Source organism: Acidimicrobiales bacterium, from assembly GCA_035630295.1.
Taxonomy (GTDB): Bacteria; Actinomycetota; Acidimicrobiia; order Acidimicrobiales; family Iamiaceae; genus Iamia.
Window position 1 is genome coordinate 89214 of sequence record DASQKY010000042.1, and the last position, 25376, is coordinate 114589.

26 protein-coding genes and 1 pseudogene are annotated in these 25376 nt (G+C 73.3%); 18 read left to right on the forward strand and 9 right to left on the reverse strand.

The window, feature by feature from the left end:
• Window positions 1-287 precede the first annotated feature (287 nt).
• The 7 genes and pseudogenes from VEW93_10735 to VEW93_10765 all read left to right on the forward strand — a co-directional run bounded on the left by VEW93_10735 (window position 288) and on the right by VEW93_10765 (window position 4302).
• Complete coding sequence (locus VEW93_10735) at window positions 288-557, forward strand: hypothetical protein (protein HYI62265.1); 270 nt, start codon at window positions 288-290, stop codon at window positions 555-557.
• A 114-nt stretch (window positions 558-671) separates the two neighbouring features.
• The gene (locus tag VEW93_10740; GenBank protein ID HYI62266.1) at window positions 672-977 is read left to right on the forward strand and encodes a nucleotidyltransferase family protein; all 306 of its coding nucleotides are present in this window, start codon (window positions 672-674) and stop codon (window positions 975-977) included.
• Window positions 967-1308, forward strand: coding sequence for a HepT-like ribonuclease domain-containing protein (locus VEW93_10745; protein ID HYI62267.1), 342 nt, complete (start codon window positions 967-969; stop codon window positions 1306-1308). Before VEW93_10740 ends, VEW93_10745 begins: the two co-directional genes overlap by 11 nt.
• Window positions 1309-1538: 230 nt before the next feature.
• Complete coding sequence (locus tag VEW93_10750) at window positions 1539-2465, forward strand: hypothetical protein (GenBank protein ID HYI62268.1); 927 nt, start codon at window positions 1539-1541, stop codon at window positions 2463-2465.
• Between the two features lie 116 nt (window positions 2466-2581).
• A complete protein-coding gene (locus VEW93_10755) occupies window positions 2582-2968 on the forward strand; it encodes a hypothetical protein (protein ID HYI62269.1) in 387 nt (128 codons plus the stop codon).
• Window positions 2969-3484: 516 nt separating this feature from the next.
• A complete protein-coding gene (locus VEW93_10760) occupies window positions 3485-3766 on the forward strand; it encodes a metalloregulator ArsR/SmtB family transcription factor (protein ID HYI62270.1) in 282 nt (93 codons plus the stop codon).
• 368 nt (window positions 3767-4134) lie between these two features.
• Window positions 4135-4302: pseudogene (locus VEW93_10765) on the forward strand (SRPBCC domain-containing protein).
• 117 nt (window positions 4303-4419) lie between these two features.
• Here the strand turns inward: VEW93_10765 and VEW93_10770 are convergent.
• The 4 genes from VEW93_10770 to VEW93_10785 all read right to left on the reverse strand — a co-directional run bounded on the left by VEW93_10770 (window position 4420) and on the right by VEW93_10785 (window position 6609).
• Entirely contained in the window at window positions 4420-5205 is a 786-nt protein-coding gene (locus tag VEW93_10770; GenBank protein HYI62271.1) for a TIGR04086 family membrane protein, read from the reverse strand.
• A 101-nt stretch (window positions 5206-5306) separates the two neighbouring features.
• Window positions 5307-5702: a hypothetical protein gene (locus VEW93_10775; GenBank protein ID HYI62272.1), complete on the reverse strand. Its 396-nt coding sequence runs from the start codon at window positions 5700-5702 to the stop codon at window positions 5307-5309.
• Between the two features lie 185 nt (window positions 5703-5887).
• Window positions 5888-6112 carry a helix-turn-helix transcriptional regulator gene (locus tag VEW93_10780; protein ID HYI62273.1) on the reverse strand — a complete coding sequence of 75 codons (225 nt, stop codon included), beginning with the start codon at window positions 6110-6112 and terminating at the stop codon, window positions 5888-5890.
• Window positions 6112-6609: a DUF2975 domain-containing protein gene (locus VEW93_10785; GenBank protein HYI62274.1), complete on the reverse strand. Its 498-nt coding sequence runs from the start codon at window positions 6607-6609 to the stop codon at window positions 6112-6114. The genes VEW93_10780 and VEW93_10785 overlap by 1 nt, the downstream gene beginning before the upstream one ends.
• A gap of 147 nt (window positions 6610-6756) precedes the next feature.
• Here VEW93_10785 and VEW93_10790 point away from each other — a divergent pair, with 147 nt between their 5' ends.
• On the forward strand, window positions 6757-7257 hold the full coding sequence (locus VEW93_10790; GenBank protein HYI62275.1) for a hypothetical protein: 501 nt from the start codon (window positions 6757-6759) through the stop codon (window positions 7255-7257).
• A 195-nt stretch (window positions 7258-7452) separates the two neighbouring features.
• Here VEW93_10790 and VEW93_10795 read toward each other — a convergent pair whose 3' ends face one another.
• Both VEW93_10795 and VEW93_10800 read right to left on the reverse strand, forming a co-directional pair.
• Window positions 7453-8793: a HAMP domain-containing sensor histidine kinase gene (locus VEW93_10795; GenBank protein ID HYI62276.1), complete on the reverse strand. Its 1341-nt coding sequence runs from the start codon at window positions 8791-8793 to the stop codon at window positions 7453-7455.
• On the reverse strand, window positions 8790-9488 hold the full coding sequence (locus tag VEW93_10800) for a response regulator transcription factor (protein HYI62277.1): 699 nt from the start codon (window positions 9486-9488) through the stop codon (window positions 8790-8792). Before VEW93_10800 ends, VEW93_10795 begins: the two co-directional genes overlap by 4 nt.
• Window positions 9489-9726: 238 nt before the next feature.
• Between VEW93_10800 and VEW93_10805 the strand changes: the two genes are divergently transcribed.
• The 3 genes from VEW93_10805 to VEW93_10815 are packed head-to-tail and all read left to right on the forward strand — an operon-like array spanning window position 9727 to window position 12347.
• Window positions 9727-10350 carry a DUF4433 domain-containing protein gene (locus VEW93_10805; GenBank protein ID HYI62278.1) on the forward strand — a complete coding sequence of 208 codons (624 nt, stop codon included), beginning with the start codon at window positions 9727-9729 and terminating at the stop codon, window positions 10348-10350.
• 13 nt (window positions 10351-10363) lie between these two features.
• Window positions 10364-11437 carry a macro domain-containing protein gene (locus VEW93_10810; protein HYI62279.1) on the forward strand — a complete coding sequence of 358 codons (1074 nt, stop codon included), beginning with the start codon at window positions 10364-10366 and terminating at the stop codon, window positions 11435-11437.
• A 52-nt stretch (window positions 11438-11489) separates the two neighbouring features.
• Complete coding sequence (locus VEW93_10815; protein HYI62280.1) at window positions 11490-12347, forward strand: trypsin-like serine protease; 858 nt, start codon at window positions 11490-11492, stop codon at window positions 12345-12347.
• Between the two features lie 96 nt (window positions 12348-12443).
• Here the strand turns inward: VEW93_10815 and VEW93_10820 are convergent, their stop codons facing one another.
• The 3 genes from VEW93_10820 to pepE form a co-directional block, all read right to left on the reverse strand.
• A complete protein-coding gene (locus VEW93_10820) occupies window positions 12444-13637 on the reverse strand; it encodes an alanine/ornithine racemase family PLP-dependent enzyme (protein HYI62281.1) in 1194 nt (397 codons plus the stop codon).
• The gene (locus VEW93_10825) at window positions 13637-14833 is read right to left on the reverse strand and encodes a DUF1611 domain-containing protein (protein ID HYI62282.1); all 1197 of its coding nucleotides are present in this window, start codon (window positions 14831-14833) and stop codon (window positions 13637-13639) included. Before VEW93_10825 ends, VEW93_10820 begins: the two co-directional genes overlap by 1 nt.
• A gap of 156 nt (window positions 14834-14989) precedes the next feature.
• Window positions 14990-15775, reverse strand: a complete 786-nt coding sequence (gene pepE, locus VEW93_10830; GenBank protein ID HYI62283.1) for a dipeptidase PepE — start codon at window positions 15773-15775, stop codon at window positions 14990-14992.
• A 139-nt stretch (window positions 15776-15914) separates the two neighbouring features.
• Here pepE and VEW93_10835 point away from each other — a divergent pair, with 139 nt between their 5' ends.
• From VEW93_10835 to VEW93_10865, 7 genes are all read left to right on the forward strand, one after another.
• Window positions 15915-16529, forward strand: coding sequence for a TetR/AcrR family transcriptional regulator (locus tag VEW93_10835; protein ID HYI62284.1), 615 nt, complete (start codon window positions 15915-15917; stop codon window positions 16527-16529).
• Window positions 16530-16627: 98 nt separating this feature from the next.
• The gene (locus tag VEW93_10840) at window positions 16628-18919 is read left to right on the forward strand and encodes an arylsulfatase (GenBank protein HYI62285.1); all 2292 of its coding nucleotides are present in this window, start codon (window positions 16628-16630) and stop codon (window positions 18917-18919) included.
• A gap of 15 nt (window positions 18920-18934) precedes the next feature.
• Entirely contained in the window at window positions 18935-19843 is a 909-nt protein-coding gene (locus VEW93_10845; protein ID HYI62286.1) for a haloalkane dehalogenase, read from the forward strand.
• 206 nt (window positions 19844-20049) lie between these two features.
• On the forward strand, window positions 20050-21495 hold the full coding sequence (locus VEW93_10850; protein HYI62287.1) for a hypothetical protein: 1446 nt from the start codon (window positions 20050-20052) through the stop codon (window positions 21493-21495).
• A gap of 137 nt (window positions 21496-21632) precedes the next feature.
• Window positions 21633-22568, forward strand: coding sequence for a non-homologous end-joining DNA ligase (gene ligD / locus VEW93_10855; GenBank protein ID HYI62288.1), 936 nt, complete (start codon window positions 21633-21635; stop codon window positions 22566-22568).
• Window positions 22569-22828: 260 nt separating this feature from the next.
• Entirely contained in the window at window positions 22829-23212 is a 384-nt protein-coding gene (locus tag VEW93_10860; GenBank protein ID HYI62289.1) for a hypothetical protein, read from the forward strand.
• Between the two features lie 243 nt (window positions 23213-23455).
• Window positions 23456-25333: a DUF4214 domain-containing protein gene (locus tag VEW93_10865; protein ID HYI62290.1), complete on the forward strand. Its 1878-nt coding sequence runs from the start codon at window positions 23456-23458 to the stop codon at window positions 25331-25333.
• Window positions 25334-25376: the final 43 nt, after the last annotated feature.

Consider the following 25376-nt stretch of genomic DNA (forward strand, 5'->3'; position numbering starts at 1 on the left):
GGTCGAGTCGCCGGCGGTGGGGGGTGCCTCACTGAGGATGATCGGGGTCGAACTCACTGTCACACCTTCTCCTCATACTGGAGAGGTCGTGGACAGCCTCGACCAAGATCCGAAGGAGTTCGCCGTGGCGCCCAGCAATGAACGACATGTGACCCCCCACGAGGACGGCTGGCAGGTCGTCGCCCCCAGCGCGGACCGCGCCTCAGCCGTCGCTCCCACCCAAGCCGACGCCATCGACCGAGCGCGTGAGATTGTGCAGAACCTCGGCGGTGGCGAGGTTGTGATCCATGGCCGAGACGGTCGCATCCGCGATTCCGACACGGTGGCGCCAGGCAACGACCCTCATCCGCCTCGCGATCGGAAGTAGGAGGATGGAGACGTCGAATCTCACCAAAGTCGCCGCCAAGGCCATCGTGACCTTGGGCACCGGGTGGGGCCTCAAGGAGCTGTTCGGCACCAAGGCCGGAGTTCTCGGCGCGATGGCGATGTTGGCGGCACACGAGGCGTTCGATGCCAAGGTTGCCGGGTACTTGGACCGAGCCGTCAAGTCTGCCTAGCTGCTCGTCCGTTCGGGCCGGCGACCCTGTAGCTCTGGTGGCAATCGCCGCCGTAGTCGTGTCCGGAACGTGGCAGCGCCCACCAGGTGCGGTCTGTGGGCGATGATGAGAGGTATGCAGATTCGCCCAGGGCTTGGTATCGACGACGAGGCGGTGGCCGCCTTCGCGTCGCGTCATGGGATCCGGCATCTGGCGGTGTTCGGATCCGCCTTGCGCGACGATTTCGGGCCCGACAGCGACATCGACCTCTTGGTCGAGTTCGAACGTGGTCGAACGCCGGGACTCCTGGGCCTTGCCGCCATGGAGATCGACCTGGGCGAGCTTCTGGGCCGAGAGGTCGATCTTCGGACCTACGCCGACCTGAGCCGGTACTTCCGGGACACCGTCCGCGACACCGCCCGAGCGCTGTATGCCGCCTGACGACGATGCTCGCCTTCGGCACCTCATCGAGGCGGCCGAGACGGCGATGCAGTTCGTGGAGGGACGATCCCGCTCCGACCTCGATGACGACGAGATGTTGCGACTGGCATTGACCAAGCTGGTCGAGATCGTCGGCGAGGCGGCCAAGCAGGTCACGGGGGCGACCCGGCAGGACCATCCGACGGTCCCGTGGTCGGCCGCCGCTCGCATGCGGGACCGCTTGGTCCACCACTACTTCGACATCGACCTGGACGTGCTGTGGAGCACGGTCATGATCGATCTCCCAGCGCTCCTCGCCGTCATCCCCCGGCCACCAACGACCACTGCGTGAGAAGCGGGGTGAGAAGCAAAACTCGGACCAACCGGGTTACTCAGGGGTTCTGGCGGTCCCTCCAGGCTTAGCTGCGGCCGTTGGCCGCCATGTCGGTGGAGGACAGCTGACGACCACGCTGGTGAGGACCCTCGCAGTTCGATGAGCCCGGTTCGTCCCCGTCGCCTGGCGCTCCTCACGACGACTGCTTCGTCCCTCAGGGAGCGGTCGCTTCATGCAAGGCTCCTTGGATGCCGATTGATTGGGAGAGAAGCTGCATGCATGGCGGCAACATGGACGGTGCCGTTGAGCGTCAGTGTCAGCAGTTCATCGACGAGGTCGTTGACGGCCTGGAAGCGCTCCTTGTCGGACGAGGCCTACGGCGGGAGGTGTCATTTCTCTTTCGGCCGTTCTCGATCTACGTGATCCTCGGACGAGATGTAATGACGGCGGTCTTCCTTCCATCACCGGGCGGCCTGCCTGACTCGATCTGGAACGACCTACCTGACGCTGATCAGCCACCTGACGTGTGGCAGAACGAGGTGCAGCTGCGGAAGGGCGGACCGGCACTTGGCACCCTGGCGGCACCGAAGAGCGTTGTTCTCCAGGACGATCATCGGGATCGAGGAGCTGTCGTTCAAGCCATCGCTGACGGTGCTCTTCGGGATATCGAGCGAGCTATCGCTCTGGGCGCCTTAGGTGACCTCACCGGGCTCACTCATCTCGAAACGCCCCTGAGGGCGTTCCTAGCTGACCACCCAACGTTTGACCGGAACGTGTTCGTGATGATGCGCTTCAAGCCGACTGCCCAGCACCGTGCGATTATCGAGACGATTAGAGCGAGCCTGGCTGCCAACGGCTACGACGCTGTCCGGGCCGATGACAAGGCCTACGTGGACGAGCTTTGGTCCAACATTCAGGTGTACGCCCTTGGCTGTCGCTTCGGCATCGCCGTATTCGAAGACATCGACGCAGAGCCCCTCAACCCGAACGTTGCTCTGGAGCTCGGCTATATGATGGCCAGGCGCAAGCGAACCCTGATTCTTAAGGAGCAGAGGCTCGCCGCTCTGCCGAGCGATGTGATAGGTCACCTGTACAAGCCGTTCGACATGTTCACAATCGAGCGGTCGATCAGGGATCGAGTGAATGAGTGGGTGAACGTCGATCTTGCCGGCTGACGATTCGGCCCATGTTCCTCACCGATCTCCTCGTCTCGCTCAACGGCCTGCGCTGACGTCCAGGGTCGTGGCTACCGTCCTCGGGCATGCCGGTTGTTGGACAGAAGCCTGGCGGGATGGCGACGCCGACGGCCCTCGCCGAGCGGGTGCGGCATCGCCTGATGGCTGCCGAGCACGCCGCGGCGTTTCGTGAGGTCGTCCAGTTCGTCGACGATTTCGCTGCCTTCGACCCCGAGATGAGCCGCGCCGCCGTCGAGGAGGAGCCTCCGACGACCGGAGACCTTCGGTGGGATGCGCTCATCGCCGCTGCTGTCGATTGGGTGTCGTCTGTTCGCCACTGGCCGGCACCGGCTTGGACGAGTGGTGCTCGATGGAAGCTCGACGCTCCCGGCTGGGTCGTCTCGCCCTACGAACGACTGCACCCCTCGATCCGGGAGCAGACCCCCGAGGAGTTCGCACGTCACGGGGTCTACGTGGACCGAGCATCGCTCCAGAGCGTCTGACGGGGGGGTGGGCTCCAGTGGGTCCGCCGTGAGAAGCAGGGTGAGAAGCAAACTCGGACTAACCGGGTTACTCAAGGGTTCTGGCGGTCGCTCGGGATAGCCCGAATCGGCTGCTCAGGGGTCAGAAACGGCTCTGAAGGTAAGTGGCGGAAATACATTGAAACAGACCTACGAATCAGAAGGTTGGGGGTTCGAGTCCCTCCTCACCGACGCGAACCTGCGCCGCCTGCTGGAGATCGGCGGGCGGGGCAGCACCCGGCCCGCCACTACGCCTTCCTGCCCCGTCTGGACGACGCCGCCCTGGTCGACGGCGACGAGCGGACCCGGTCCGTGCCCGCGCCGCCCGGGAGCGCTTCCTCGGGATCCACCACGCCCTCCAGGTGCCGACGTTGGCCGAGCTCGGCGTCAACGTGATCTGGTTCGACGCTTTCGACGCCATGCCGCCGCCCTCCTCGACCTGCCCGGTCGCTGACGGCCTGGTTGACCGGCGCCCTCCGGTGTGGAACAGTTAGGCATATGCCTAAGCGATCGAGAGGGCAGCTCGACCTGGTGTTCCAGGCGCTGGCCGACCCCACCCGGCGGGCCGTCGTCGAGCGGCTGGGGCGCGGCCCCGCCACCACCAGCGAGCTGGCCCGCCCCTTCGCCATGGCCCTCCCGTCGTTCACCCAGCACCTCGACGTCCTCGAGCGCAGCGGTGTCGTCCGCTCGCACAAGCGGGGCCGGGTGCGGACCTGGCACCTGGTCGAGACGCCCCTGCAGGCCGCGCAGGGCTGGATGGCCGTGCAGCACGACCAGTGACCCGACGGCTCGACCAGCTCGACACCTTCCTGAAGGAGCGACCGCAGTGACCCTCCCGACCGGCTTCACGCCGAACCCCGACCTCGACCTGGTGCTCGCACGGGAGGTGGACGTGCCGCCCGAGAAGGTGTGGGCGGCGTGGACGCAGCCCGACCTGCTCACCCGCTGGTTCGCCCCCGCCCCGTACACCACGTCGGCCTGCGAGATCGACCTGCGGCCGGGCGGGATCTTCCGCACGGTCATGCGCTCGCCCGAGGGCGAGGAGTCCGACGGGGCCGGCTGCTTCCTGGAGGTGGTCGAGAACGAGCGCCTGACGTGGACCTCGGCCCTGGGCCCGGGCTTCCGCCCCGAGGCGGCCGAGGACCTCGCCTTTCACCGCCATCATCTCCCTGGAGCCCACCCCGTCGGGCACCCGCTACACCGTGGTGGCCCTGCACAGCGAGGCGGCGGTCTGCGCCCGCCACGCCGAGATGGGCTTCCACGAGGGCTGGGGCACGGTGCTCGACCAGCTCGTCGCCCTGGTGAAGGAGGGCTGAGCCCGGGCCTCCAGGGTGCTGAAGCGCACCGCCTTGGCCCGACCGACGCATCCGGACCAGACACCAGGGCGTCGTGGAATGACGGCGCGGCCGCCCCGGCCGAGATGGGGGCCGGCCTCAGCGTCGGGGAGACGGCGGTTCGGGGTTGATGACCGGGGGGCCGTCCTGGCCTACGTCGCCCCGGGCCGCGTCGTCCCGCCCCGCTGCCGGGGCGTCGCTGTCGACCGCGGTGGCGCGAACCCGCTCGGTTCCGGCGTCGTGCCGGAGGACGGCATCGTCGAAGCGGCCGTCGCGCTCACGGTCGAGCCGGTCGGCCTCGGCCCGGGCCTCGGCCGCCGGCCCGATCTCGGGATCGGCGAACCGCCGGGCCAGCTTGGTGTGCCACCGCTCGCCCAGCACGCCGCCGAGCAGGCCGCCGACCACCAGGCCCAGCAACGAGAGCAGGGCGCCGGCCACGGCCACGTCCTCGATCTGGTCGGTCGTGGTGGGCACGCCGATGCTGCGCAGGTTGTCCTCGATGGCGCTGCTGTCGCCCAAGCTCACCACCGCGCCGACGACCGCCCCGATGATGAGGCTGAGCACGACCACCGCCGCGCCGTGGAGGAGGCCGGCGCGGCGGGCCATCCGGCCGGCCACGTAGCCCCCGAAGAGGTAGGCGACGAACAGCGCGACGGCCGATGCCAGGCTGGCTCCGGCCCCGCTGCTGGTCCAGTCGTCGGTCCGGAACTCGGTGTCGACGTCGGCGGCGGCCAGGAGGGCGCCGACCACGGCGGCCACCACGGCGAACGTGCCGTAGGCGGTGACCACCCCGGCGATGATGCTGACCAGGGAGACCTGGCCCACTCCGGCTTCCCGGGCGACCTCCCGATGCTCCTTGGACGGACGGGGTGCGTGGCGTTCCATGGTCGACCTCCAGGGTCGGGGGCCTCGACGAGGCCCGGGATCCTCCGCTGCCCACGCCCGGGCCCCTGACACACCCGCCGATGGTCGAGTCGTCGCCGGCGCTACCGCCGGACGAGGGCGACCAGCACGACGGCCCAGGCCAGGACGAGCGCCCAGGGCACGAGGTTCCAGATGTAGAGGTGCGGCAGGTACCTCTCCCAGCCCGGCAAGCCCCGGAAGTGGGCGCTGTCCACGGCCCGAACCGGCGGGAGCGGCGGCTGCCCGTCGATCACATCGGCCGCCGACAGCTCGTCGAGGTGCCTGATCGCCTCGTCGCTCACCCGCATGGTGGCGACGGCGCTGATCCCCACCACGACCCCGAGGCCGGCCAGGCCGGCGAGGAGCCCCCCGGTCTCGGGGTGCTGCCAGGCCAACCCCACGCTGGCGAACATGAACCCGTTCAGGGTCAGGAGCCAGCCGAGTCGGTGGTCGCGCAGCTGGTCCTCGTGCTGGACCATCGACCGGATGATGCGGTTCCGTTCCTCCGCGTTCATCGCTCTCCGTTCCTCCGCGTCCATCGCTCTCGTCCTCCCCGCCTCGTCGGCCGGGCTCAGTGTCGCGCGGGCTCGTGGTCACCCGGCCGATGCACGTGGTCCGCCGACCCCCTCCTGGAGGGCGACGCCTCCGCTCGGGTCGGACCCCGTCAGGAGCCCTCCGGTCGATCTGGCGCCTCCCACCGCAACAGGTCGCCGGGCTGGCACTCGAGGACCTCGCACAGCGCAGCGAGCGTGGTGAAGCGCACCGCCTTGGCGCGACCGTTCTTGAGCACGGCCAGGTTGGCGGGCGTGATCCCCACCCGCTGGGCCAGCTCGCCGACGGACATCTTGCGCTTGGCCAGCATCACGTCGACGTCGACCACGATCGGCATCAGATGACCTCGTCCAGCTCGGCCCGCAGCTCGTGGGCCTCGGCCTCACGGGAGATGGCCTGGGCCAGCAGCGTCCGCATCACCAGCACGATGAGCCCGATCCCGACGGCTCCCACGGTCCCTCCGCAGACGAGGAGGACCACACCAGGGGCGATGGCTTCGCCCGGGGCGAGGATGACGGCGAGGGCGAAGGTGAGGACCGCGGCCGCGGCGGCGGCGCCGATCACGACGTCGACGTAGCGGAAGGCGTCGGGCGAGAAGAGCGTCCCCCGGCGCACCATCGTCACCAGCCGCCACACGCAGAGCAGGGTCACCTGGGCCGTGAGGATGACCAGGATCATGACCACGGCGAACGGGATCTGCAGGTGCGCCAGGTCCGAGTCAGCCTCCTCCAGGTCGATGGCCATCAGCGGCACCATCGCCACCTGCACGAACAGCGAGCCGGCCAGCATCATCGCCATCACGGCGCGCAGCGCCAGGACCATCAGGCGTCCCACGGCATCTCCTTCGATCGAGTCACGGCAGGAATCTATCGAATAACGATAAGTAACGCAAGAAGCGACCCCTCCCCGGGGGCGACCGAGGGATCCGACCTCGCCCCAGAAGGTGTCGCCGTCCCGTCGGGGTGCGACGCTCGGAGGCGCATGTTCACCGTCCACGCCACCAAGAAGCTGCTGGAACGGGTGGGGGCGGCGGTGGAGGACCCCGTCGACCAGCCGACGAACGTGCTGGGCAACTGGTACGCCACCTCTCTGCCGTGGAAGCCGCAGGTCGCCCTGTTCGTCAACGAGGCCACGCTGCTGCCCGTCCTGCTACCCCTGGCGCCGGCCCGGACCGTGGCCGACCGGCTCCCCGACGCCCTGGGCCGGGTGCTCGACGCCCTCGGCACCGATGCCCGGTTCGTGGCCACCGAGGTGGCGGCCACCACCGGGCCCCGCTACGCCCGCACCGCCAGCCGCAGCGTCATCGGCATCATGAACGAGTTCACCCACTTCGCCGCCCACCGCCGGAGCCGCCTCGGCGTCCATGACCACGTCGAGCTGGCCGTCTACCTGGCCGGCATCCCGTGCACCCCGCTCTACGCGCGGCACACCTCGCCGGACCGGGAGCTGGCCGCCCTGGTGGCCACCCACCTCGGCCCCTGAGCGACGGTCCCGCCGGCGACGCGTCGCCGGCGATGCCCGCCGGCACGCCCGCTGGCGGATCTCGTCGATCGGCCCGTCGAACGGCGCCGACTGGCCCCGCCGAGGGGCGCCCGCCGCCGGTCCCGCCGCCGCCGCTCGTCGGCCAGCCCCGGCGCCTGTCGCTTGGCCCCGTCAGCCGCGCTCGCCGCCGGCCCGTCAGCCGGCGCCGGTGGAGGGGAGCGACACGGTGAAGGCGGCACCCCGGCCGGCGGGGCCGGTGCCGACCTCCACGGTGCCGCCGTGGCGCTCGACGATGCGGGCCACGATGGCCAGGCCCAGCCCGGCCCCGGCCCGGTCCCGGGCCCGGGCGTCGTCCAGGCGGGTGAAGCGCTCGAACACCGCGGCCCGCTCGGTCTCGGGGATGCCGGGCCCGTCGTCGGCCACCACCAGCTCCACCCGGCCGTCGCCCTCCCGTACGGTGAAGCGCACCTCGGAGCCGGCGTGGCGGGCGGCGTTGGAGGCCAGGTTCTCGACCATCCGGCCCAGCGCCTCCTCGCTGCCCAGCACCTGCCCCCCCGACACGGTGGAGGTGTCGACGGCCAGGGCGCTGGTCCGGCGCAGGACATCGGCGTGCTGGAGCACCAGCTCGTCCAGGTCGACGGGCCGGCTGGGCGGGGTGTCGGGCAGGTCGTGGCGGGCCAGCTCCAGCAACTGGTCCACCAGGGCCTGGAGCCGGGCCAGGGCGTCGAGGGCCATGGCGTCGTGGCGGCGGGCCTCGTCGGGGTCCGACGGCCGGGACTGGATGAGGGCCTGCGCCGCGGCCAGCGGGCTGCGCAGCTCGTGGCTGGCGTCGGCCACCAGTCGGCGCTCGCGCTCGGCGGCCTGCTCCAGGCGGGCCAGCATGGCGTTCATGGTGGAGGCCAGGCGGTCCACCTCGTCGTCGGTGCCCGAGGTGACCACCCTCTGGGACAGGTCCCGCTCCGTGATCTCGCTCACCGTGGAGCGGATCTGCTCCACCGGGCGCAGCGACCGGCCCACCACCAGCCAGATCAGCCCGCCCAGCACCAGGGTGAGGAGCGGCACCACCACCGCCAGGGTGGCCCGCAGCGAGTCGGTCGACCGTTGCACCGGGTCGGTGGAGCGGGCCACCACGATCCACGGGGCCGCGTCGCCCACCAGGGGCGTCACCCACACCCGCATCTGCCCCAGGGTGGGGTCGTCGATGGTGAGGGCGGTGGTCGGGTCGTCCTCCCACGGGAACGGCGCCTGCAGCAACGGCCCGTAGCCCTCGCCGTCCTCGTTGGTGCCGATCACCGCCCCCTCGTCGTCCACCACCTGGACGATGCGACCGATGGGCCCCAGGTCGGGGATGGGCTCGCCGGAGAGGATCAGCCGCTGGGCCACCTTGGCGTCGGAGCGGAGCTGGCCGTCGATCTCGGCCACCTGGCGCTCGGCGGTGTAGCCGGCCAGCCACAGGGCCACGGCGCCCACGGTGACGGCCACGCCGATGGTGGCCACCGCGGTGATGCGCAGCCGGGCCGAGCGGCGGAGCCTCACCGGGCCCTCCGGGGGGCGGGATCCGGGGCGGCCCGGAGGCGGTAGCCGACGTTGCGGATGGTCTCGATGGTCTCGCACCCGAAGGGGATGTCGACCTTGCGGCGGAGGTGCCGGACGTAGACCTCGACGATGTTCGGGTCGCCGGCGAAGTCCTCGCCCCACACGTTGTCGAGCAGCCGGGCCTTGGACACGGCCTGGCCGCTGTGGGTCATGAGCTGGACCAACACGTCGCGCTCCCGGGCGGTGAGGGCGATCTCCACCTCGCCCCGCCAGCACCGGTGGCGGATCGGGTCGAGGCGCAGGTCGCCCACGGTGAAGGGCACGGACCCGGCGAACCGGGGCCGGCGCATCAGGGCCCGGATGCGGGCCACCAGCACCACCATGTGGAACGGCTTGGTCAGGTAGTCGTCGGCCCCCAGCTCCAGCCCCTCGGCCTCGTCGTGCTCGCCGTCCTTGGCCGTGAGCATGAGGACCGGCGTCCAGTCACCCGCCTCCCGCAGGGCGGCGCACACCCGGTAGCCGTTCAGGGACGGCAGCAGGATGTCGAGCACGATCACGTCGTAGGAACCGGACCGGGCCGCGGCCAGGCCGTCGGCTCCGTCGGCCTCGTGGTCGACCGAGAAGCCCTCGGCCTCCAGGGCCTGGGTCACGCCGCGGGCCACCCCGGGCTCGTCCTCGACAACCAGGACCCTCACGGCCCGCTCCCGGGCCGGAGCCCCGCCGGGCGCACCGGCAGGGGGGTCGCTGGTCGCGCCATCCCCCCATCCTGGCCGCTGGCGGGGTGACCGGTGTCGCAGGACGGCCGAGGCGGGCGGGGCCCGCACGGGAGGGCCAGCGTGCGCCTAGGGTCTCGACCCGGCGCAACCCCTTCCAGTGGTCCCGACGCACGCCGCCCCTCGTGCCGGGGGCGCCCGCTCTCGGAACGGTCCGCCCGTGTCGACCCGCATCCTGCACTTCACCCACCAGTCCAACCTCCCGTCCATCGTCGAGCACGGGCTCCTGTCGGACACCCGGGCCCAGGGCACCGTGGCCGGCGTCGAGGTGGGCAAGCCCGAGATCAAGACCTACCGGCGGGAGACCGAGGTGCGCGTCGGCCCTGGCGGGGTGGTTTCCGACTACGTCCCCTTCTACTTCGCGCCGAGAAGCCCCATGATGTACGTCATCCACCGGGGCGCGGTCCCGGGGCTCCAGGGGGGCAGCGACATGCTGGTGTACCTGACGACCACCATCGAGGGCCTCGTCGCCGGCGGCGGCGAGCTGGTCGTCACCGACCGCAACGCGGTGCTGGCCTACGCCGACCAGACCGACGACCTGGAGCGCCTGGACGACATCGTCGACTGGGAGCTGATGCGGGCCATGTTCTGGAACGACACCCCGGAGGAGCCGGACCGCAAGGAGCGGCGCATGGCCGAGTGCCTGGTCCACGGCTCGGTCCCCTGGACGGCCATCGACGGGATCGTGACCAAGACGGCGGAGCGGTCCGCCGAGGTGTCCAGCCTCCTGGCCGACGCTCCCCACCGACCGCCCGTCGCCCCCACCGGCGACTGGTACTTCTGAGAGGCGGACCCCCATGATCACCGACACCGACGGCGACCTCCTCGACGACGACGCCGACGCCCTGGTCAACCCGGTCAACCTGGTCGGGGTGATGGTCCAGGGCCTGGCCCTGGCGGTGAAGCGGCGCCACCCGGACATGTTCAAGGACTACGAGCGGGCCGCCCGCCGGGGCGAGCTGGACCTGGGGCGCATGCACGTGTGGGCCACCGGCGGGACCGCCCCCCGGCTGGTCGTCAACTTCCCCACCCGTCGACACTGGCGGTCCAAGGTCCGCCCGGCCGACATCGAGGCCGGCCTGGACGACCTGGTGCGGGTGGTGGCCGAGCACGGCATCACCTCGCTGGCCGTGCCCGCCCTGGGCTGCGGGAGCGGCGGTCTGGCGTGGTCGGAGGTGCGGCCCCTCCTGGAGCGGGCCCTGGCCGCGGTGCCCGAGGTGGACGTCCGCCTCTACGGCCCCGGTGGCCGGCCGGGCCGCGACGCCGGGACGGGTGAGGCCCGCCGGGTGCCCATGACCCCGGCCCGGGCCGCCCTGGTCACCCTGGTCGACCGCTACGCCGCGGTGGCCCCCGAGGTGACGATGATGGAGGTCCAGAAGCTCCTGTACTTCCTCCAGGAGGCGGGCCACGACCTGCGCCTCACCTACGTCCGGGACCGCCACGGGCCCGACGCCGAGGACCTCCGCCACGCCCTGGTCCCCCTGGAGGGGTCGCTGGTGGCCGGCTACGGCGACGGCTCCGAGCCGGCCGCCTCGGCCGGGCCCATCGAGGTGCTCCCCGGCGCGGTTGACGACGCGGCCGCGGTGGTGGCCACGGTGCCGGGGCTGGCCGCCCGCATCGAGCGGGTCCTGGCCCTGGCCCGGGGCTACGAGTCGCCCTACGGCCTGGAGCTCCTGGCCACCGTGCACTGGGTGGCCACCCGCGACGACCCGGCCGCCGCCGACGACCCGCAGCGGGCGGTGGCCCTGGTGGGCAGCTCCCGTCCCGGCCGGATGTTCACCGAGGCCCATGTGGCCTCGGCCTCCGGGCACCTGGCGGCGCGGGGCTGGTTCGGCCCCCGCCCCCTCGTCCCCGCCTCCGCGCCGGCCTGACCGGCCCACCCCCGATGGCAGTCCCTGCCGGCTCTGTTGCTACGGTCAGGCGATGCGTCGCCTGATCCTCTGCGCCATCCTCATCTCCTGCGTGGCCGTCGCCCGGCCGGACCCGGTCGGGGCCATCCACGGGGGGACGCCGTCCTCGAAGCCGTGGGTCGTCAGCCTGGTCAACGGCACCCCGACTCAGGGCACGCCTGACTCGATCCGTCGCTACGTCTGCTCCGGCGTGCTCGTCCACCGCTCCTACGTGCTCACGGCGCGGCACTGCCTCAGGGACATCAGCAAGGCCGGGACCAAGGTGGTCATCGGCCGGCGGGACGTTCGCAGCGGGGGACAGGGCCAGGTCCGGGCCATCAAGCACATCTACCCAATGCCCGAGTACGCCACGGCGTCGTCGGCCTCGGGGATCTACGCGGTGAGCAGCGACCTGGCGCTCCTCCAGCTGTCCACCCCGTCCACCCTGCCGGCCCTGCCCCTGGCCGACTCCTCCGTCACCGGCGACTGGGGCCCCGGCAAGGACATCCGGGTCTACGGCTACGGCCCGACCGCCGGTGGGGGCGCCCCGTCCCGGTACCAGCGACAGGCCGTCTTCCGGATCAACACCTTCTCGCCGTGGAGGCCCACGGGCCTCTCCCGTTCCTTCCGGGCCCACCACTTCTTCACCGCCACGTGGACGGGGCGCCACGTGTGCCCGGGGGACAGCGGGGGACCGGCGGTCAAGAAGACGGCCAAGGGCGAGCGCCTGGTCGGGATCACCTCCGCCACCTACAGCTACGCCTGCGATGGCTCTCGGGGTGCGATCTACATGAAGGTGGGTTCCCGGGGCTCGCTGGCGAGCTCGCCCGGCTACGTCTGGGTGCGACGCTGCATCGCCAACACTGCGACCTGTTCCGGCTATCCACGCTAGAGGCCGGTCAGAGGCGCTCGGCCAGCCGGCGGTCCGCAGGATTGGGTGCGCCGGGTGGTCCCCGTCGGGGTGTGGCGTCCCCTCTGAGCCGCCGGCTCAGGCCGGCCTCGCCCCCGAGGTCGCGGCGGGCGGCACCTCGACGCCCCCGGTGAGGACCTGGGTGACGAAGGGGGAGGTCATGGCCCGGACCAGGGCGCCGTAGCCCACCTGGAACGGCACCTCGTCCCCGACCGCCAGCGTGTGGCGACCGGGGTCGAGCACCAGGTGGTCGCTGCTGGCTCCGAGGACGGTGACCCCGGGTGGGGGCAGCAGGCCGGCGGGATCGGTGTCCTGGTGCCCGAGGGCGACGATCACCCGGGGCCCGACCTCGTCGCCGTCCCGCCCCTCGGGGCCCGTCCCGTCGCTCCGGCCCGCGCCGCTGTCCCCGTCGGCCGACCCGGTGCCCGGATGGGCCGGCACCGGGCCGAAGGCGGCCTGGGCCCGCTCGCCCCGGGGCTGCGACGGCTTGACCTTGGCCTCGATGACCTCGGCCACCAGGGTGAAGGCGTCGGCGTGCAACCCGTCGAGGGGGCGGCGGTGGAGGGGCTCGCGCCCCAGGAGGATGGCCTCGCCCAGCCGCAGGTCGTCGACCCGTCCGGGATCGGCACCGGAGAGGGCCCAGCCCAGGTTGGCGGAGTTGCCCCCCGAGACCACGTCCAGGGTCACGCCGCAGGCCGCCTCGACGGCCCGGGCCAGCGCCGACAGCTCGCCCATGTTGGCCGGGTCGGGCACGACCCCGCTCTGGCAGGCCAGGTTGGTGCCGATGCCCCGCAGCACCAGGTGGGGGAGCTGCAACACCTCCCGCGCCGCCGCCTCCAGCTCGGTGGGCAGGAGGCCCTCGCGCAGGTCCCCGAGCTCGACCATGAGCACGATCCCGTGCTCCCGCCCTGCGGCCTGCGCCGCGCCGGACAGGGCCCGGACCACGGCCCGCTCGGTGTTCAGGCTGACGTCCGCGGCCCGCACCACCCGGTCCACCTGGCTGGGCATGGGTGAGCGCACCAGGACCAGGGGGGCGGTCACGCCGGCCCGGCGCAGCCCCTCCAGGTTCTCCACGCGGGAGTCCCCCAGGGCCCGCACCCCGGCCCGGAGGAGCGTCCGGGCGATCTCCGGGGAGCCGAGCGCCGCCTTGGTCACGCCGGTGACCGAGATGCCCCGTGCCCCCAGGGCCTCGACCAAGGTCCGGGCGTTGTGGTGGACCTTGCCGAGGTCGATGTCCAGTCGCGGGGCCGGCGTCGGCCTCGGAGCGGGCATCAGGCGTCGAGGGCCGAGGCCTTCCGGAGGCCGGGGAAGGCGGCCAGGACCATCTCCACCAGCTGCTCGGGCGGCCGGGTCAGGGCGTCGGTGGCCGGGATGCCGAGCTCCTCGGCGTAGCCGTCGATGGCCTGGTCGACCTCGGCGTCGCTCATGTTCTCGTGGTTGACGGTCAGGCCGATGACCCGGGTGTCGGCGAAGGTCTCGATGAGGTCGATCTCCGACGCCGGCGTGGGCATGGTGACCTGCCCGAAGTCGCCCAGGTGCGTGCGCCCGGGGGCGTGCTGGAGGATCACCCCGTCGGGCCGGCTGCCTCGGAGGATGAAGGTCGAGGTCAGGTAGGCGGGGTGGCTCAGCGCCCCCTGGCCCTCGACCACGATCACCTGCGGGTGCTCACCCTCGAAGGCGGCCAGCACCGTCGCCTCCATCTCCCCGGAGCAGAACTGCGACGGGATGGCGTCCAGGGCGATGCCGTAGCGGGCCCCCTGGATGAGACCGGTCTGGCCGGTGCTGACCATGACGGCCCTGATGCCCTGGTCGTTGAGGGCCCGGGTCAGGATGGTGGCGGTGGTGCGCTTGCCGATGGCGCCGTCGGTGCCCAGCACGGCGATGACCGGGCAGGTGACCTCGGTGATGCGGCCGCTGAACATCCGCAGGTCCTTCTTGGCCCGGGGCCGGCGCACGTCGAGGATCTCGACGTTGCAGGCCGCGGCCGCGGCGGCGAGCTCGGCGTCGTCGTTCAGGAACTCGTGGAGCCCGTTGACGATGTTCATCCCCCGGCCGATGGCCCCCAGAACGACCGTCCGCTCGTTCGGCGACAGCATCCCGCTGGAGGGGGCCATCCCGAAGATGAAGTGGTCGGGGACGTGGCCGGCGTGGGCCACGGCCCGATCCAGGTCCTGGCACACCGGGATGCCGTTCGGGACGTCGTCCAGCACCGCCCCGGCGTCCTGGCCGGCCTTCTCGCTGTCGATGACCGAGAGGATCTCGTAGGTCTCGGAGTGGCGGACGAGCCCGTTGGCCGTCTTCCCGTCGATGGCTCCGAGGTTGGCCTCGCAGTAGACGACCGCGGTGGGCCGGCGGTGGCCGGCCGCGGCCCGGGGGGCGGTTCCGGTCGCCGGGGCGGGGCGGGCCGCTCGATGGTCGCCGTCACCGTTGGGGACGAGCGACAACCGGGGGGTGGGGACGACGGACATGACGCTCCTCGAGATCGGGCTCAGAGGAGGCGACGGATCGTGTCGACCCTGGTCGGGTCGACCGTCAAGGACGGAGGTCCACTAAGTCAGGTGGGGCCCCGAGAGTACTGGAGCGGGGGCTTCGTGGCCTCTTGCTGGGTGCGGGCTCGGTGCCCCTCAGCTCGGCCGGGGGCCCCGTCGCGGGCGGGCTCCGCCGTCGAAGACGGGGCGCAGGTCCAGGAGGGAGGACACGTCGACCCCGTCGGCGAAGGCCTCGCAGCCCTGGCGGCGGAACAGGCGAGCCGGCCCGGTCACCGTGGCCCGCTCGCCGCTGACCCGTAGCCAGGTGCCCTCGTAGAGGGCCAGGACCGGGCAGTCGTTCTCCTCCAGGAACTCCTCGATGCGCTCCTCGCGGGTCTCGCCCATGTAGGTCGAGAGCGGGTCGGCGTCGACGTAGTGGAGGTTGATCTGGAACGGCACCAGGCCGAGGGCGGTGAAGCTCGGGGGACGGCAGATCGGCATGTCGTTGGTGGTCCGGATGGTGGGGCAGGCCATGTTGGTGCCTGCCGAGGCCCCCATGTACCGGGTCGCCCCGTCCCGGACCCGCTGCCCCAGCCCCTCCACCACGCCCAGCCCGTACAGCGCGTCGAGCAGGCGGAAGGAGTTCCCCCCGCCCATCATGATCACCTCGGCGGACAGGATGGCCTGGTCGGGGGCGGTGGCCCGGTGGGCCGAGGTGACCTCGATGTCGAACCGCCCGAGGGCGGCGGCGGCCCGGTCGGCGTAGCCGTCCCAGTCGGCCAGGGCGAAGGGCACGAACGTCACCCGGGCCCCGGCGGCCACCTCGGCGAAGGCCGCGGCGGCGTGGGAGAACATCTCCTCCCCGTGGTTGGTGGAGTTGGAGAGCAGGAGGAGCTCCACGTGCACCGACCGATCGCTCGAGCTGCCGTCGTGGGCGCGCACCCTAGGCGCCGTCACCGGCCCCACCGCCACCCATCGGCGCCGGCCCGACCCGCCCGCCCGGGGAGCGGCGTCGTCGGTAGCTTGTGGCCATGCGGACAGTGATGGTGCAACGGCGATGAGTGCCGGCCAGCGACAGGACATGACCGAGCCTGCGGGGGCAGCCCCACCCCAGGACGGGCGCACCGCCCGGCGGGACCGGAACCGGGAGGCGGTCCTCGACGCCGTGCTCGAACTGTTCCGGGAGAACCCCCTGACGCCCTCGCCCGCCGACGTGGCCGAGCGGTCCGGGGTGTCCCGTCGCTCGGTGCAGCGCTACTTCGACGACATGGACGCCCTGGTGCGGGCGGCCATGGTCCGCCACCTGGAGCGGGTCGAGCACCTGTTCGCCCTGGAGGACGTGGGTGTGGGCCCCCTCCCGCAACGCATCGAGCGCATCGTGGACGCCCGCCTCCGGCTCTACGAGGCGGTCGCCCCCATGGCTCGGGCCGCCCTCCTGCGGGCCCGGGCCAACCCGCTCATCGCCGAGCGCCTGCGCCAGGGGCGGGCCCGGCTGCGGGACCAGGTCGGCGCCATGTTCGCCCCCGAGCTGGCCGCCCTGCCGGCCGACGGGGCCGAGGACGTGGCCGCCGCCCTCGACGTGCTGCTCGGGTTCGAGGCCCTCGAGCACCTGGTCCAGGTGCGGGACCTGGACGAGCCGGCCAGCCGGCGGGTGCTGGTGCGGGCCGTCGGCTCCCTCCTGGCCGTCCCGGGCTGAGGCGCCCCCGGCCGACGGCCGGCCGGCGTCCCGGACGGCACCCCTGGCGCCCCCGGGGGTTCCTGTCTACGATCTTCTGTCATGTGGGGAGCCAAAAGATGAGCCGACCCCGGACGGGCGGTGCGGTGTCGGCCCGCGGTGAGGCCTTCGAGGGCCGCATCGGGCGCACCCAGGCCGAGTCCACGCCCTGGTGGCCCACCCGATCCCACCCGGGCGAGGACGCCCCCAACGTGGTGGTGATCCTCCTCGACGACACCGGCTTCGCCCAGCTCGGCTGCTACGGCTCCGACCTGGCCACCCCCCACATCGACGGCCTGGCCGCCCAGGGCCTGCGCTACACCAACTTCCACGTCACCCCGCTGTGCTCGCCCACCCGGGCCGCCCTGCTGACCGGGCGCAACCACCACGAGGTCGGGATGCGGGCGGTGTCCAACTTCAGCAGCGGCTACCCCCACATGCGGGGCCACGTCTCGGACCACGCCGCCACCGTGGCCGAGGTGCTGCGCGACGAGGGCTACACCACCTTCGCGGCGGGCAAGTGGCACCTGTGCCCCATGGAGGACGCCTCGGCCGCCGGGCCCTACGACCAGTGGCCGTGCCAGCGGGGCTTCGACCGCTTCTACGGGTTCATGGAGGGCGAGACCGACCAGTTCCACCCCGAGCTGGTCTACGACAACCACGCCGTCGACCCCCCGGCCGGCCCCGACGAGGGCTACCACCTGACCGAGGACCTGGTCGACCGGTCGCTGGGCTTCATCCACGACACGGTGTCGATCCGGCCCGACCGGCCCTTCTTCCTGTACCTGGCCCTGGGGGCCATGCACGCCCCCCACCAGGCCCCGGCGGCCTATCGGGAGCGGTGGCGGGGCCGCTTCGACGACGGGTGGGACGCGGCCCGCCAGCGGTGGTTCGCCCGCCAGCAGGAGATGGGCCTGGTCCCGCCGGGCACCGCGCTGGCCCCCCGCAACCCCGGGGTCGAGGCCTGGGACGACCTGCCCGAGAACCACCGCCGCCTGGCCGCCCGCCTCCAGGAGGCCTTCGCCGCCTTCCTGGAGCACACCGACGACCAGATCGGCCGCTTCCTGGCCGGCCTCGACCGCCTCGGCCTCACCGACGACACGCTGGTCGTCTTCCTCTCCGACAACGGGGCCAGCCAGGAGGGCGGGCCCTTCGGGGTGCTGCACGAGATGAAGTTCTTCAACTTCATCGTGGAGGCCCCCGACGAGGCCATCGACCACATCGACGACATCGGCGGGCCCCACAGCCACACCAACTACCCGTGGGGCTGGGCCCAGGCCGGCAACACCCCGTTCAAGTGGTACAAGCAGAACACCCACGAGGGCGGCGTCCACGTGCCCCTCATCGTGCGCTGGCCGTCACGCATCGCCGATGGCGGGTCCCTGCGCCACCAGTTCCACCACGTGAACGACATCGCCCCCACCATCTACGACATCCTCGGCGTCACCCCGCCGGAGGTGTACCGGGGACGGGAGCAGATGCCGGTCACCGGCGTCCCCCTGACCTACACGTTCACCGACCCCGAGGCGCCCAGCCGCAAGCACGTCCAGTACTTCGAGATGATGGGCCACCGCGGCCTCTACGCCGAGGGCTGGAAGGTCGTCACCCGCCACCAGCCGGGCACCTCCTTCGACGACGACACCTGGGAGCTGTACCACGTGGAGGTGGACCGCTCGGAGTGCCACGACCTGGCCGCCGCGCGACCCGAGAAGGTGGCCGAGCTGGTCGAGCGGTGGTGGCAGGAGGCCGAGGCCCACGGCGTGCTGCCCCTCGACGACCGCACCATCGAGCTGTTCGGCACCCGCTTCCGCGACCGCTCCCCCCACCCCGCCAGCCGGCGCTACACCTACCACCCGCCCATGACCCCGCTGCCGGCCCAGGTGGCCCCGGCCCTGGGCGGCCGGAGCTGGGACCTGGAGGCCACCATCGACCGCCCGGCCGGGGCCGGCGGCGTGCTCTACGCCTCGGGCACCGAGAACTCCGGGCTCAGCCTGTTCGTCCAGGACGACCACCTGACCTTCGACTACAACTGCTTCGGCGACCACCAGGTGGTGCGCTCCGACCGGCCGGTGCCCGAGGGCCCGTCGGTGGTCGGCGTGCAGTTCCGGCGCCAGGGGCGCGCCGGCCAGGCCACCCTGGTGGTCGACGGGGCCGAGGCCGGCTCGGTGGCCATCCCCTTCGTGATGTCGGTGATGTCGAGCATCGGTCCCAGCGTGGGCTTCGACCACGGCTCGGCGGTCAGCGACCTCTACCAGGCGCCGAACCCCTTCGCCGGCGACCTGCGCCGCGTCGACATCGCGCTCGTCCGCCCGCCCCGCGCCGACGACGGCGACGCCGCCGCCGCCGAGCGCCGGACCATGTCCCGCCAGTAGACCCGAGGAGCACCGATGCAGACCCTCCGCACCCCCGACGAGCGCTTCGCCGACCTCCCCGGCTACCCCTTCGCCCCCCACCACGCCGAGATCGACGACGGCGAGGGCGGCTCCCTGCGGGTCCACTTCCTGGACGAGGGCCCCCCGGAGGCGGCCCCCGTCCTGCTGCTGCACGGCGAGCCGTCGTGGAGCTACCTGTACCGCCACATGATCCCGCCCCTGGTGGCCGCCGGGCACCGGGTGATCGCCCCCGACCTGGTGGGCTTCGGGCGCAGCGACAAGCCCACGGCCATGGCCGATCACACCTACGCCCGCCAGGTGGAGTGGGTGCGCCAGCTCCTCTTCGACCACCTCGACCTGCGCGACATCACCTTCTTCGGCCAGGACTGGGGCGGCCTGATCGGCCTGCGCCTGGTGGCCGCCGACCCCGACCGCTACACCCGCGTCGTGGTCGGCAACACCGGGCTGCCCACCGGCCACGGCCGGCCCAGCGACGCCTTCCTGGCCTGGCAGGCCTTCTCGCAGGAGGCCGAGTCGTTCCCGGTGGGGGCCATCATCAACGGGGGCTGCGCCACCGACCTGGCCCCCGAGGTGATCGCCGCCTACGACGCCCCGTTCCCCGACGACAGCTACAAGGCCGGGGCCCGGATCTTCCCCGCGCTGGTGCCCACCTCCACCGACGACCCGGCCTCGGCCGACAACCAGGCGGCCTGGGAGGTGCTGTCCCGCTTCGAGAAGCCGTTCGTGTGCGCCTTCAGCGACAAGGATCCCATCACCACCGGGGGCGACGCGCCGTTCCGGGCCAAGGTCCCCGGAGCCGCCGGCCAGCCCCACACCACCATCGAGGGCGGCGGCCACTTCCTCCAGGAGGACCGGGGCCCCGAGCTGGCCCAGGTGCTGATCGACGTCATCGCCGCCACCTGAACCGAGCGCTGGTCCACGCCACCGCGCTCCTCGGGCGCCTGCCCCTCGTCACCAAGGACCAGCGGCTGCACGCCGCGCCCGAGGCACGGGACGACGTGACCCTCACCTGTGATCGGGCGGGCGGGCGCGGCGGAGGTCGGCCCGACCCCGCGGAACCTCGGCCGGCTCGGCGGCGTCATAGGGTCCGAGCGACGTCGGGAGGCGCCATGGAGACCGAGGCGGGCACCACCACCGAGCCGGAGCGGTGGGCCGCACCCGGCCGCCCCGCCCCATGGCGGCTCCGGGCCACCCTGGCCGGGGCCGCCGCGGTCGTCGTCCTGGTGATCCTGGCCCACGGCGAAGCCGCCACGCGGCCCGGCGACGGGGAGGCGCTGCTCGCCGCCGTGGTCGGAGCCGCGAGCCTCCCCGCCCTGGCCGCCCTGGCCGGCCGGGCCCGGGGCCGGGTCGCACCGGGGCTCCTGCTGGCCCTGGGGGGCGTGGCCGTGGTGGCGGTGGGCAGCGGGGTGGGCCGGGCCCGCCGGGTCTCGCTGGTCCTCGCCCCCGATGGCCTGTCGGGCTCCTCCCAGCGCATCCTGCAGACGTGGTGGCCGGTGGTCGTCCTGGGCCTGGCCCTTGTGGCGGCGGGCGTGGTGGTGGCCTGGGTCGAGCGGCGCCCGGCCCTCGGCGTGGACGATCGGGTCCGGGTCCGGGCCGTGGTCGGAGCGTGCGTGGCCCTGGCCGGGGGCATCGTGGCCATCGCCGTGGTGCTGCGGGAGGTGACCGGCTACTCGTTCATCTCGGGTCGGCCCGAGCGCCGCCGGGGCCGGCGCCAGCCGGCGACCCCGGTCCGGGCGACGTCGGGGGGCAGGGTGACGGCGGCCGGGGCGAGCGGGCCCGGGGTGGCAGCGGTCGACGCCGTCGATCTCGACGTGATCGGGACGACCTCGGCGGACGGGCCGGGTCGGGCCCCCGGGCCGGTGTCGGTGGCCGGTGACCCGGCGACGTGGTGGCAAGAGGCCGCGGTCGAGGAGGCGGCCTCGGTGGCGGCCTTCGAGAACCTGGCCGCCCGCCTGGAGGCCGTCGGTGGCCCGTCCGAGCTGGCCCAGCGGGCCCGGACCGCGGCCACCGACGAGGTGCGCCACGCGCGGGCCTGCCTCCGCCTGGCCGGCGGGGCCCCGACCGCCCCGGTGCATCGTCGAGCGCCCCGCGACCCCTTCGACGCGCCCGGGGCCGGGTCCGTCGGGGCCCGGCCCGGCGCCAGGGTCCCGGGCCGAGGGCTGCGGTGGCGAGCCGAGGTGGTCGGCCTGGCCGTCGAGTCATGGGCCGACGGGGTGGTGGGGGAGCGCTCGGCCGCGGCCCGCCTCCGGGCCGGTGCGGCCACCGCTGTCGATCCGAGCGTCGGGCCGGTGTTGCGGGCCATGGCCCGGGACGAGGACCGTCACGCCGACCTCGGCGCCGACGTGGTCCGTTGGTGCCGGGGGCAGTCACCCCGCCTGGTCGGGGCCGTGCTCCGCCGTGCTGCGAGCCGCCTGCCGGAGGACGCCCCCCTCCCGCCCTCGCAGCGATCCGCCGACCCGGCTCGGCTCCGGGCCGCGGGCCTGCCCGACGCCGCCACCGTGCTCGCCCTCTGGCGCGAGGCCCGGGTCGTGGCCCGGCGCGGGTCCGGGACCTGAGGCCGCCGGTGCCAGGCTCGGAGCGCGGCGCGCTGGTGGTCGCCTCCGGCCTCGCCGTGGCCCTGCCCGGGAGGACCAGGCGACGGCCGGCCGGCGGGGTCCCGGTTCCGGTGGGCCGTGTCGGGTAGATCGGGGGGGTGGAGGAGTCGGCGACGACGTACCGGGCCGGGCGCCGAGAGGTGGAGATCACCCACCCGGACCGGGTGCTGTTCCCCGACGACGGGCTGACCAAGGCCGACCTGGCCGCGTACCACCACGCCGTGGCCGACGTGCTGGTGCCCCACCTGGCCGGCCGGCCCCTGATGCTCCAGCGCTTCCCCGAGGGCATCGGGGCCGACGGCTTCTACCAGAAGGACGTGGGCCGGGGGACGCCGGGGTGGATCCGCACCGTCGAGGCCCGCAAGGCCGGCGGGACGGTCTGCCACCCCGTGGTCGACGACGAGGCCGCTCTGCTGGCCCTCACCAACCTGGGGACCGTGTCGTTCCACCGGTGGCCCAGCCGGGCCCCGGACCTGGAGCACCCCGACCTGATCCTGGTCGACCTCGACCCCTCCGACGACGACTTCGACGGCGTGCGCCGGGCCGCCCACTGGACCCGGGACCTGCTGGACGAGCTCGGCCTGGCCTCCTACCTGCAGGTCACCGGGTCGCGGGGCATCCATGTGGTGTCGCCCGTCGACCGGTCCGCCCCCACCGAGGCGGTGGGCGCCTTCGCCCAGGCCCTGGCCCGGGTGCTGGCCCTCCGCCACCCCGACGAGCTCACCGACGCCGGGCGCAAGGCCAAGCGGAAGGGCCGCCTCTACGTGGACGTGGCCCGCAACGGCTGGGCCCAGACGGCGGTGGCGCCGTACTCCGTACGCCCCCGGCCCGGCGCCCCGGTGGCCACCCCCATCACCTGGGACGAGCTGGACGACCCGGACCTGCGGCCCGACGGGTGGACGGTGGCCACCGTGCCCGACCGGCTGGCCGCCCACGGCGACCCGTGGGCCGGGATGGCCCGCCACGCCCGGTCGTTGCGGTCGCGGTGGCAGCAGCTCGACACCCTGGCCCACTCCGAGGACGGCCGCGCCTGACCCGGCCGGGCATTTCGCTCGTGCCCCGGTCGTGCGGGACGTGCCGCGGTGCTGGCCCGGCTGGCGCGGGTGATCCCGCTGGTCACGGCGCTCGGCGGCCTCCCTGGGGGCGGCCCCGGCGGCGGGCCGGGGAGGGGCACCCGGGTGGCGGGCCGACATTTGCGTAGGGGCCACTCAGGACAGGCCGGCCGTCGGCCCGCACCATGACGGCGCGGTTCACCCCGGGCCGCCGAGACGCCACGGGCGAAGGGACGTATCAGATGCGACGCAAGCTGGGATGGTTGTTGGTGCTGACGCTGCTGGTCGGAGGAGCAGCGGCGTGCGGTGACGACGACGGCGATGGTGGCGACACCACGACCACGGAGCAGACCGACGAGGGCGGCGACTCCGGTGACGGTGGCGACGCCGGCGGCAACGAGGCCATCGAGGCCTTCTGCGACTCGGTGCAGGAGCTGGTCGACAAGTCGGCCGAGCTCCAGGACGACCCCACCAACTCCGACCTGCAGCAGGAGGTCACCCAGCTCTCCACCGACCTGGGCACCCAGGGCGCGGAGCTGGCGGCCGAGATGCCCAACTTCACCCCCGAGGACTCGGAGCGGTTCCAGGGCTGCCAGACCGACCTCAGCGGCATCGGCCCCGGCTGAGGATCGCCCTCCTTCGGTATGCCCGCGGGGGCGGCCCATCGGGCCGCCCCCGCGGCGCGTCCCGGCCGCGACGCCAGGGGAACTGGCTGGCGGCCCGGGCGGCGCTGGCCGCTGGCCTAGCGTCGAGGCGAGCCGCGGGCACGGCCGATGGGACGGTGACGCATGGACAGGAGAGCGCCGCTCACGGGACGAGGCGGCCCGGCGTCCGTCCGGCGATCGGGCCCGCCCCTCCCCGTGGCGGTGGTGCTGCTGGCCGTCGTGCTGGTGGCCGGCGCGCTGCTCCCCGGGGTGGGCTCGGGCCCCGCCGGGGCGGCGCCCGACGAGGAGGGCTGCTTCGTCCAGCGCGGCCACCAGGTCTTCCTGGACCGCGATGCCACCGCGTCGGAGATCGCCGGCTGGACCGCGCTGTTCGATGCCGCCGTGCCCCGGAGCCGCCTGCCCGAGGCGCTGGCCACCAGCGACGAGTGGCTCTCGGTGGAGGTCACCGCCCTGTACCAGCAGGCCCTCGACCGGAACCCCGACGAGGCCGGGCGGATCTACTGGATCGACCGGCTGCGCCGGGGGGCGATGGTCACTCGCATCGGGAGCCAGATCTACGGCTCCGACGAGTTCTACGCCCGAGCCGGTGGCACCGACGACGGTTTCGTCACCGACCTGTACGCCCGGATCCTGCACCGGGCCCCGGACGCCGCCGGCCTCGAGTTCTGGCGGCCGCAGGTGCTCACCCGGGGGCGCCCGCGGGTGGCGGCCGACTTCCTGGCCTCGTCGGAGTCGCGCCGGGATCGGGTCACCCGGCTCTACAACGAGGTGCTGGGCCGCGCCCCCGACGCCGAGGGCCTGGCCTTCTGGGCCGAGCAGCTCCGCACCGTCAACGACGTGCGCCTGGCCGTGCAGCTGGCCTCCAGCGGCGAGTTCTTCACCCGGGCCCAGGTCGGGTGCGAGCTGCCGCCGCCCGGCGTGGTCACCTTCACCGGCCACGGTTGGGGCCACGGTCGGGGCATGGGCCAGTACGGCGCCCTGGGCTACGCCATCGACCACGGGTGGAGCGGCACCCAGATCCTGAACCACTTCTACGGCGGCACCAGCACCGCTACCCGTCCTACCAACGTCAACCAGCGGGTCTACCTGGTGGCCAGCAGGGGCCAGGAGCTGGTGGTGCAGCAGGGGGCCGGGGTGCTGCGGGTGGACGGGTACGGCGCCGACGTGGCCGCGGTGCGCATCGCCCGGCTGGGCGCCGACCGGTTCCAGGTGTGGACCGGGCCGGGGTGCAGCGGGCCGTGGGCCAGCCGGGGCGAGCGCCTGGCCTCCGAGGTGGCCGTGCACTCCCGCCTGGCCCAGGGTGACGACGCCAGCCTGATGCTGCAGCGCTGCACCGGGGCCAGCGCCCGCTACTACCGGGGCAACCTGCGGGCGGTGGACACCACGGTGGGCGGAGGGCGGACCATCGTGACGGTCAACGAGGTCGACACCGAGTCGATGCTGCGCTCGGTGGTGCCGGCCGAGATGCCGGCCTCGTGGGCCGACCTGGCCGGTGGGGCCGGGGCCGCGGCCCTGCGGGTCCAGGCGGTGGCGGCCCGGTCCTACCTCCTGGCCGGCGACACCCGCTGGACCGACGGGGGCGTGGCCTGGGCCACCAGCTGCGACACCACCCAGTGCCAGGCCTATGCCGGCTACGGGTCCCGCTCGTCGATCGGCGGGGCGGTGACCCGGTCCGAGGACAGCCGCAGCGACGCCGCGGTGGCGGCCACCGCCCGGCAGGTGCGCCAGCGGTCCGGGGGCGCCGTGGCCCGCACCGAGTTCTCCTCCTCCACCGGGGGCTGGACCGCGGGCGGGGACTTCCCGGCGGTGATCGACGAGGGCGACGACACCAGCCGCAACAGCCGGCACACGTGGACGGTGGACCTGGAGGCGTCGGCGGTCGAGTCCGCCTTCGACGGGCGCCAGGGTCACGACGTGGGCGCCTTCCTGGGCTTCGACTCCTACGTCCGCAACGGCCTGGGCGACCAGGGCGGCCGGGTGCTGTCGGTGCGGGCCCGCTTCACCGGCGAGAACGTGACCCTGACCGGCGACCAGGTCCGGTCCCTGTTGGGCCTGAACTCCAACTGGTTCGCCACCCCGTAGCGCGACGGCCAGGAAGACGGCGGCGGACCGCCACCTGACGACG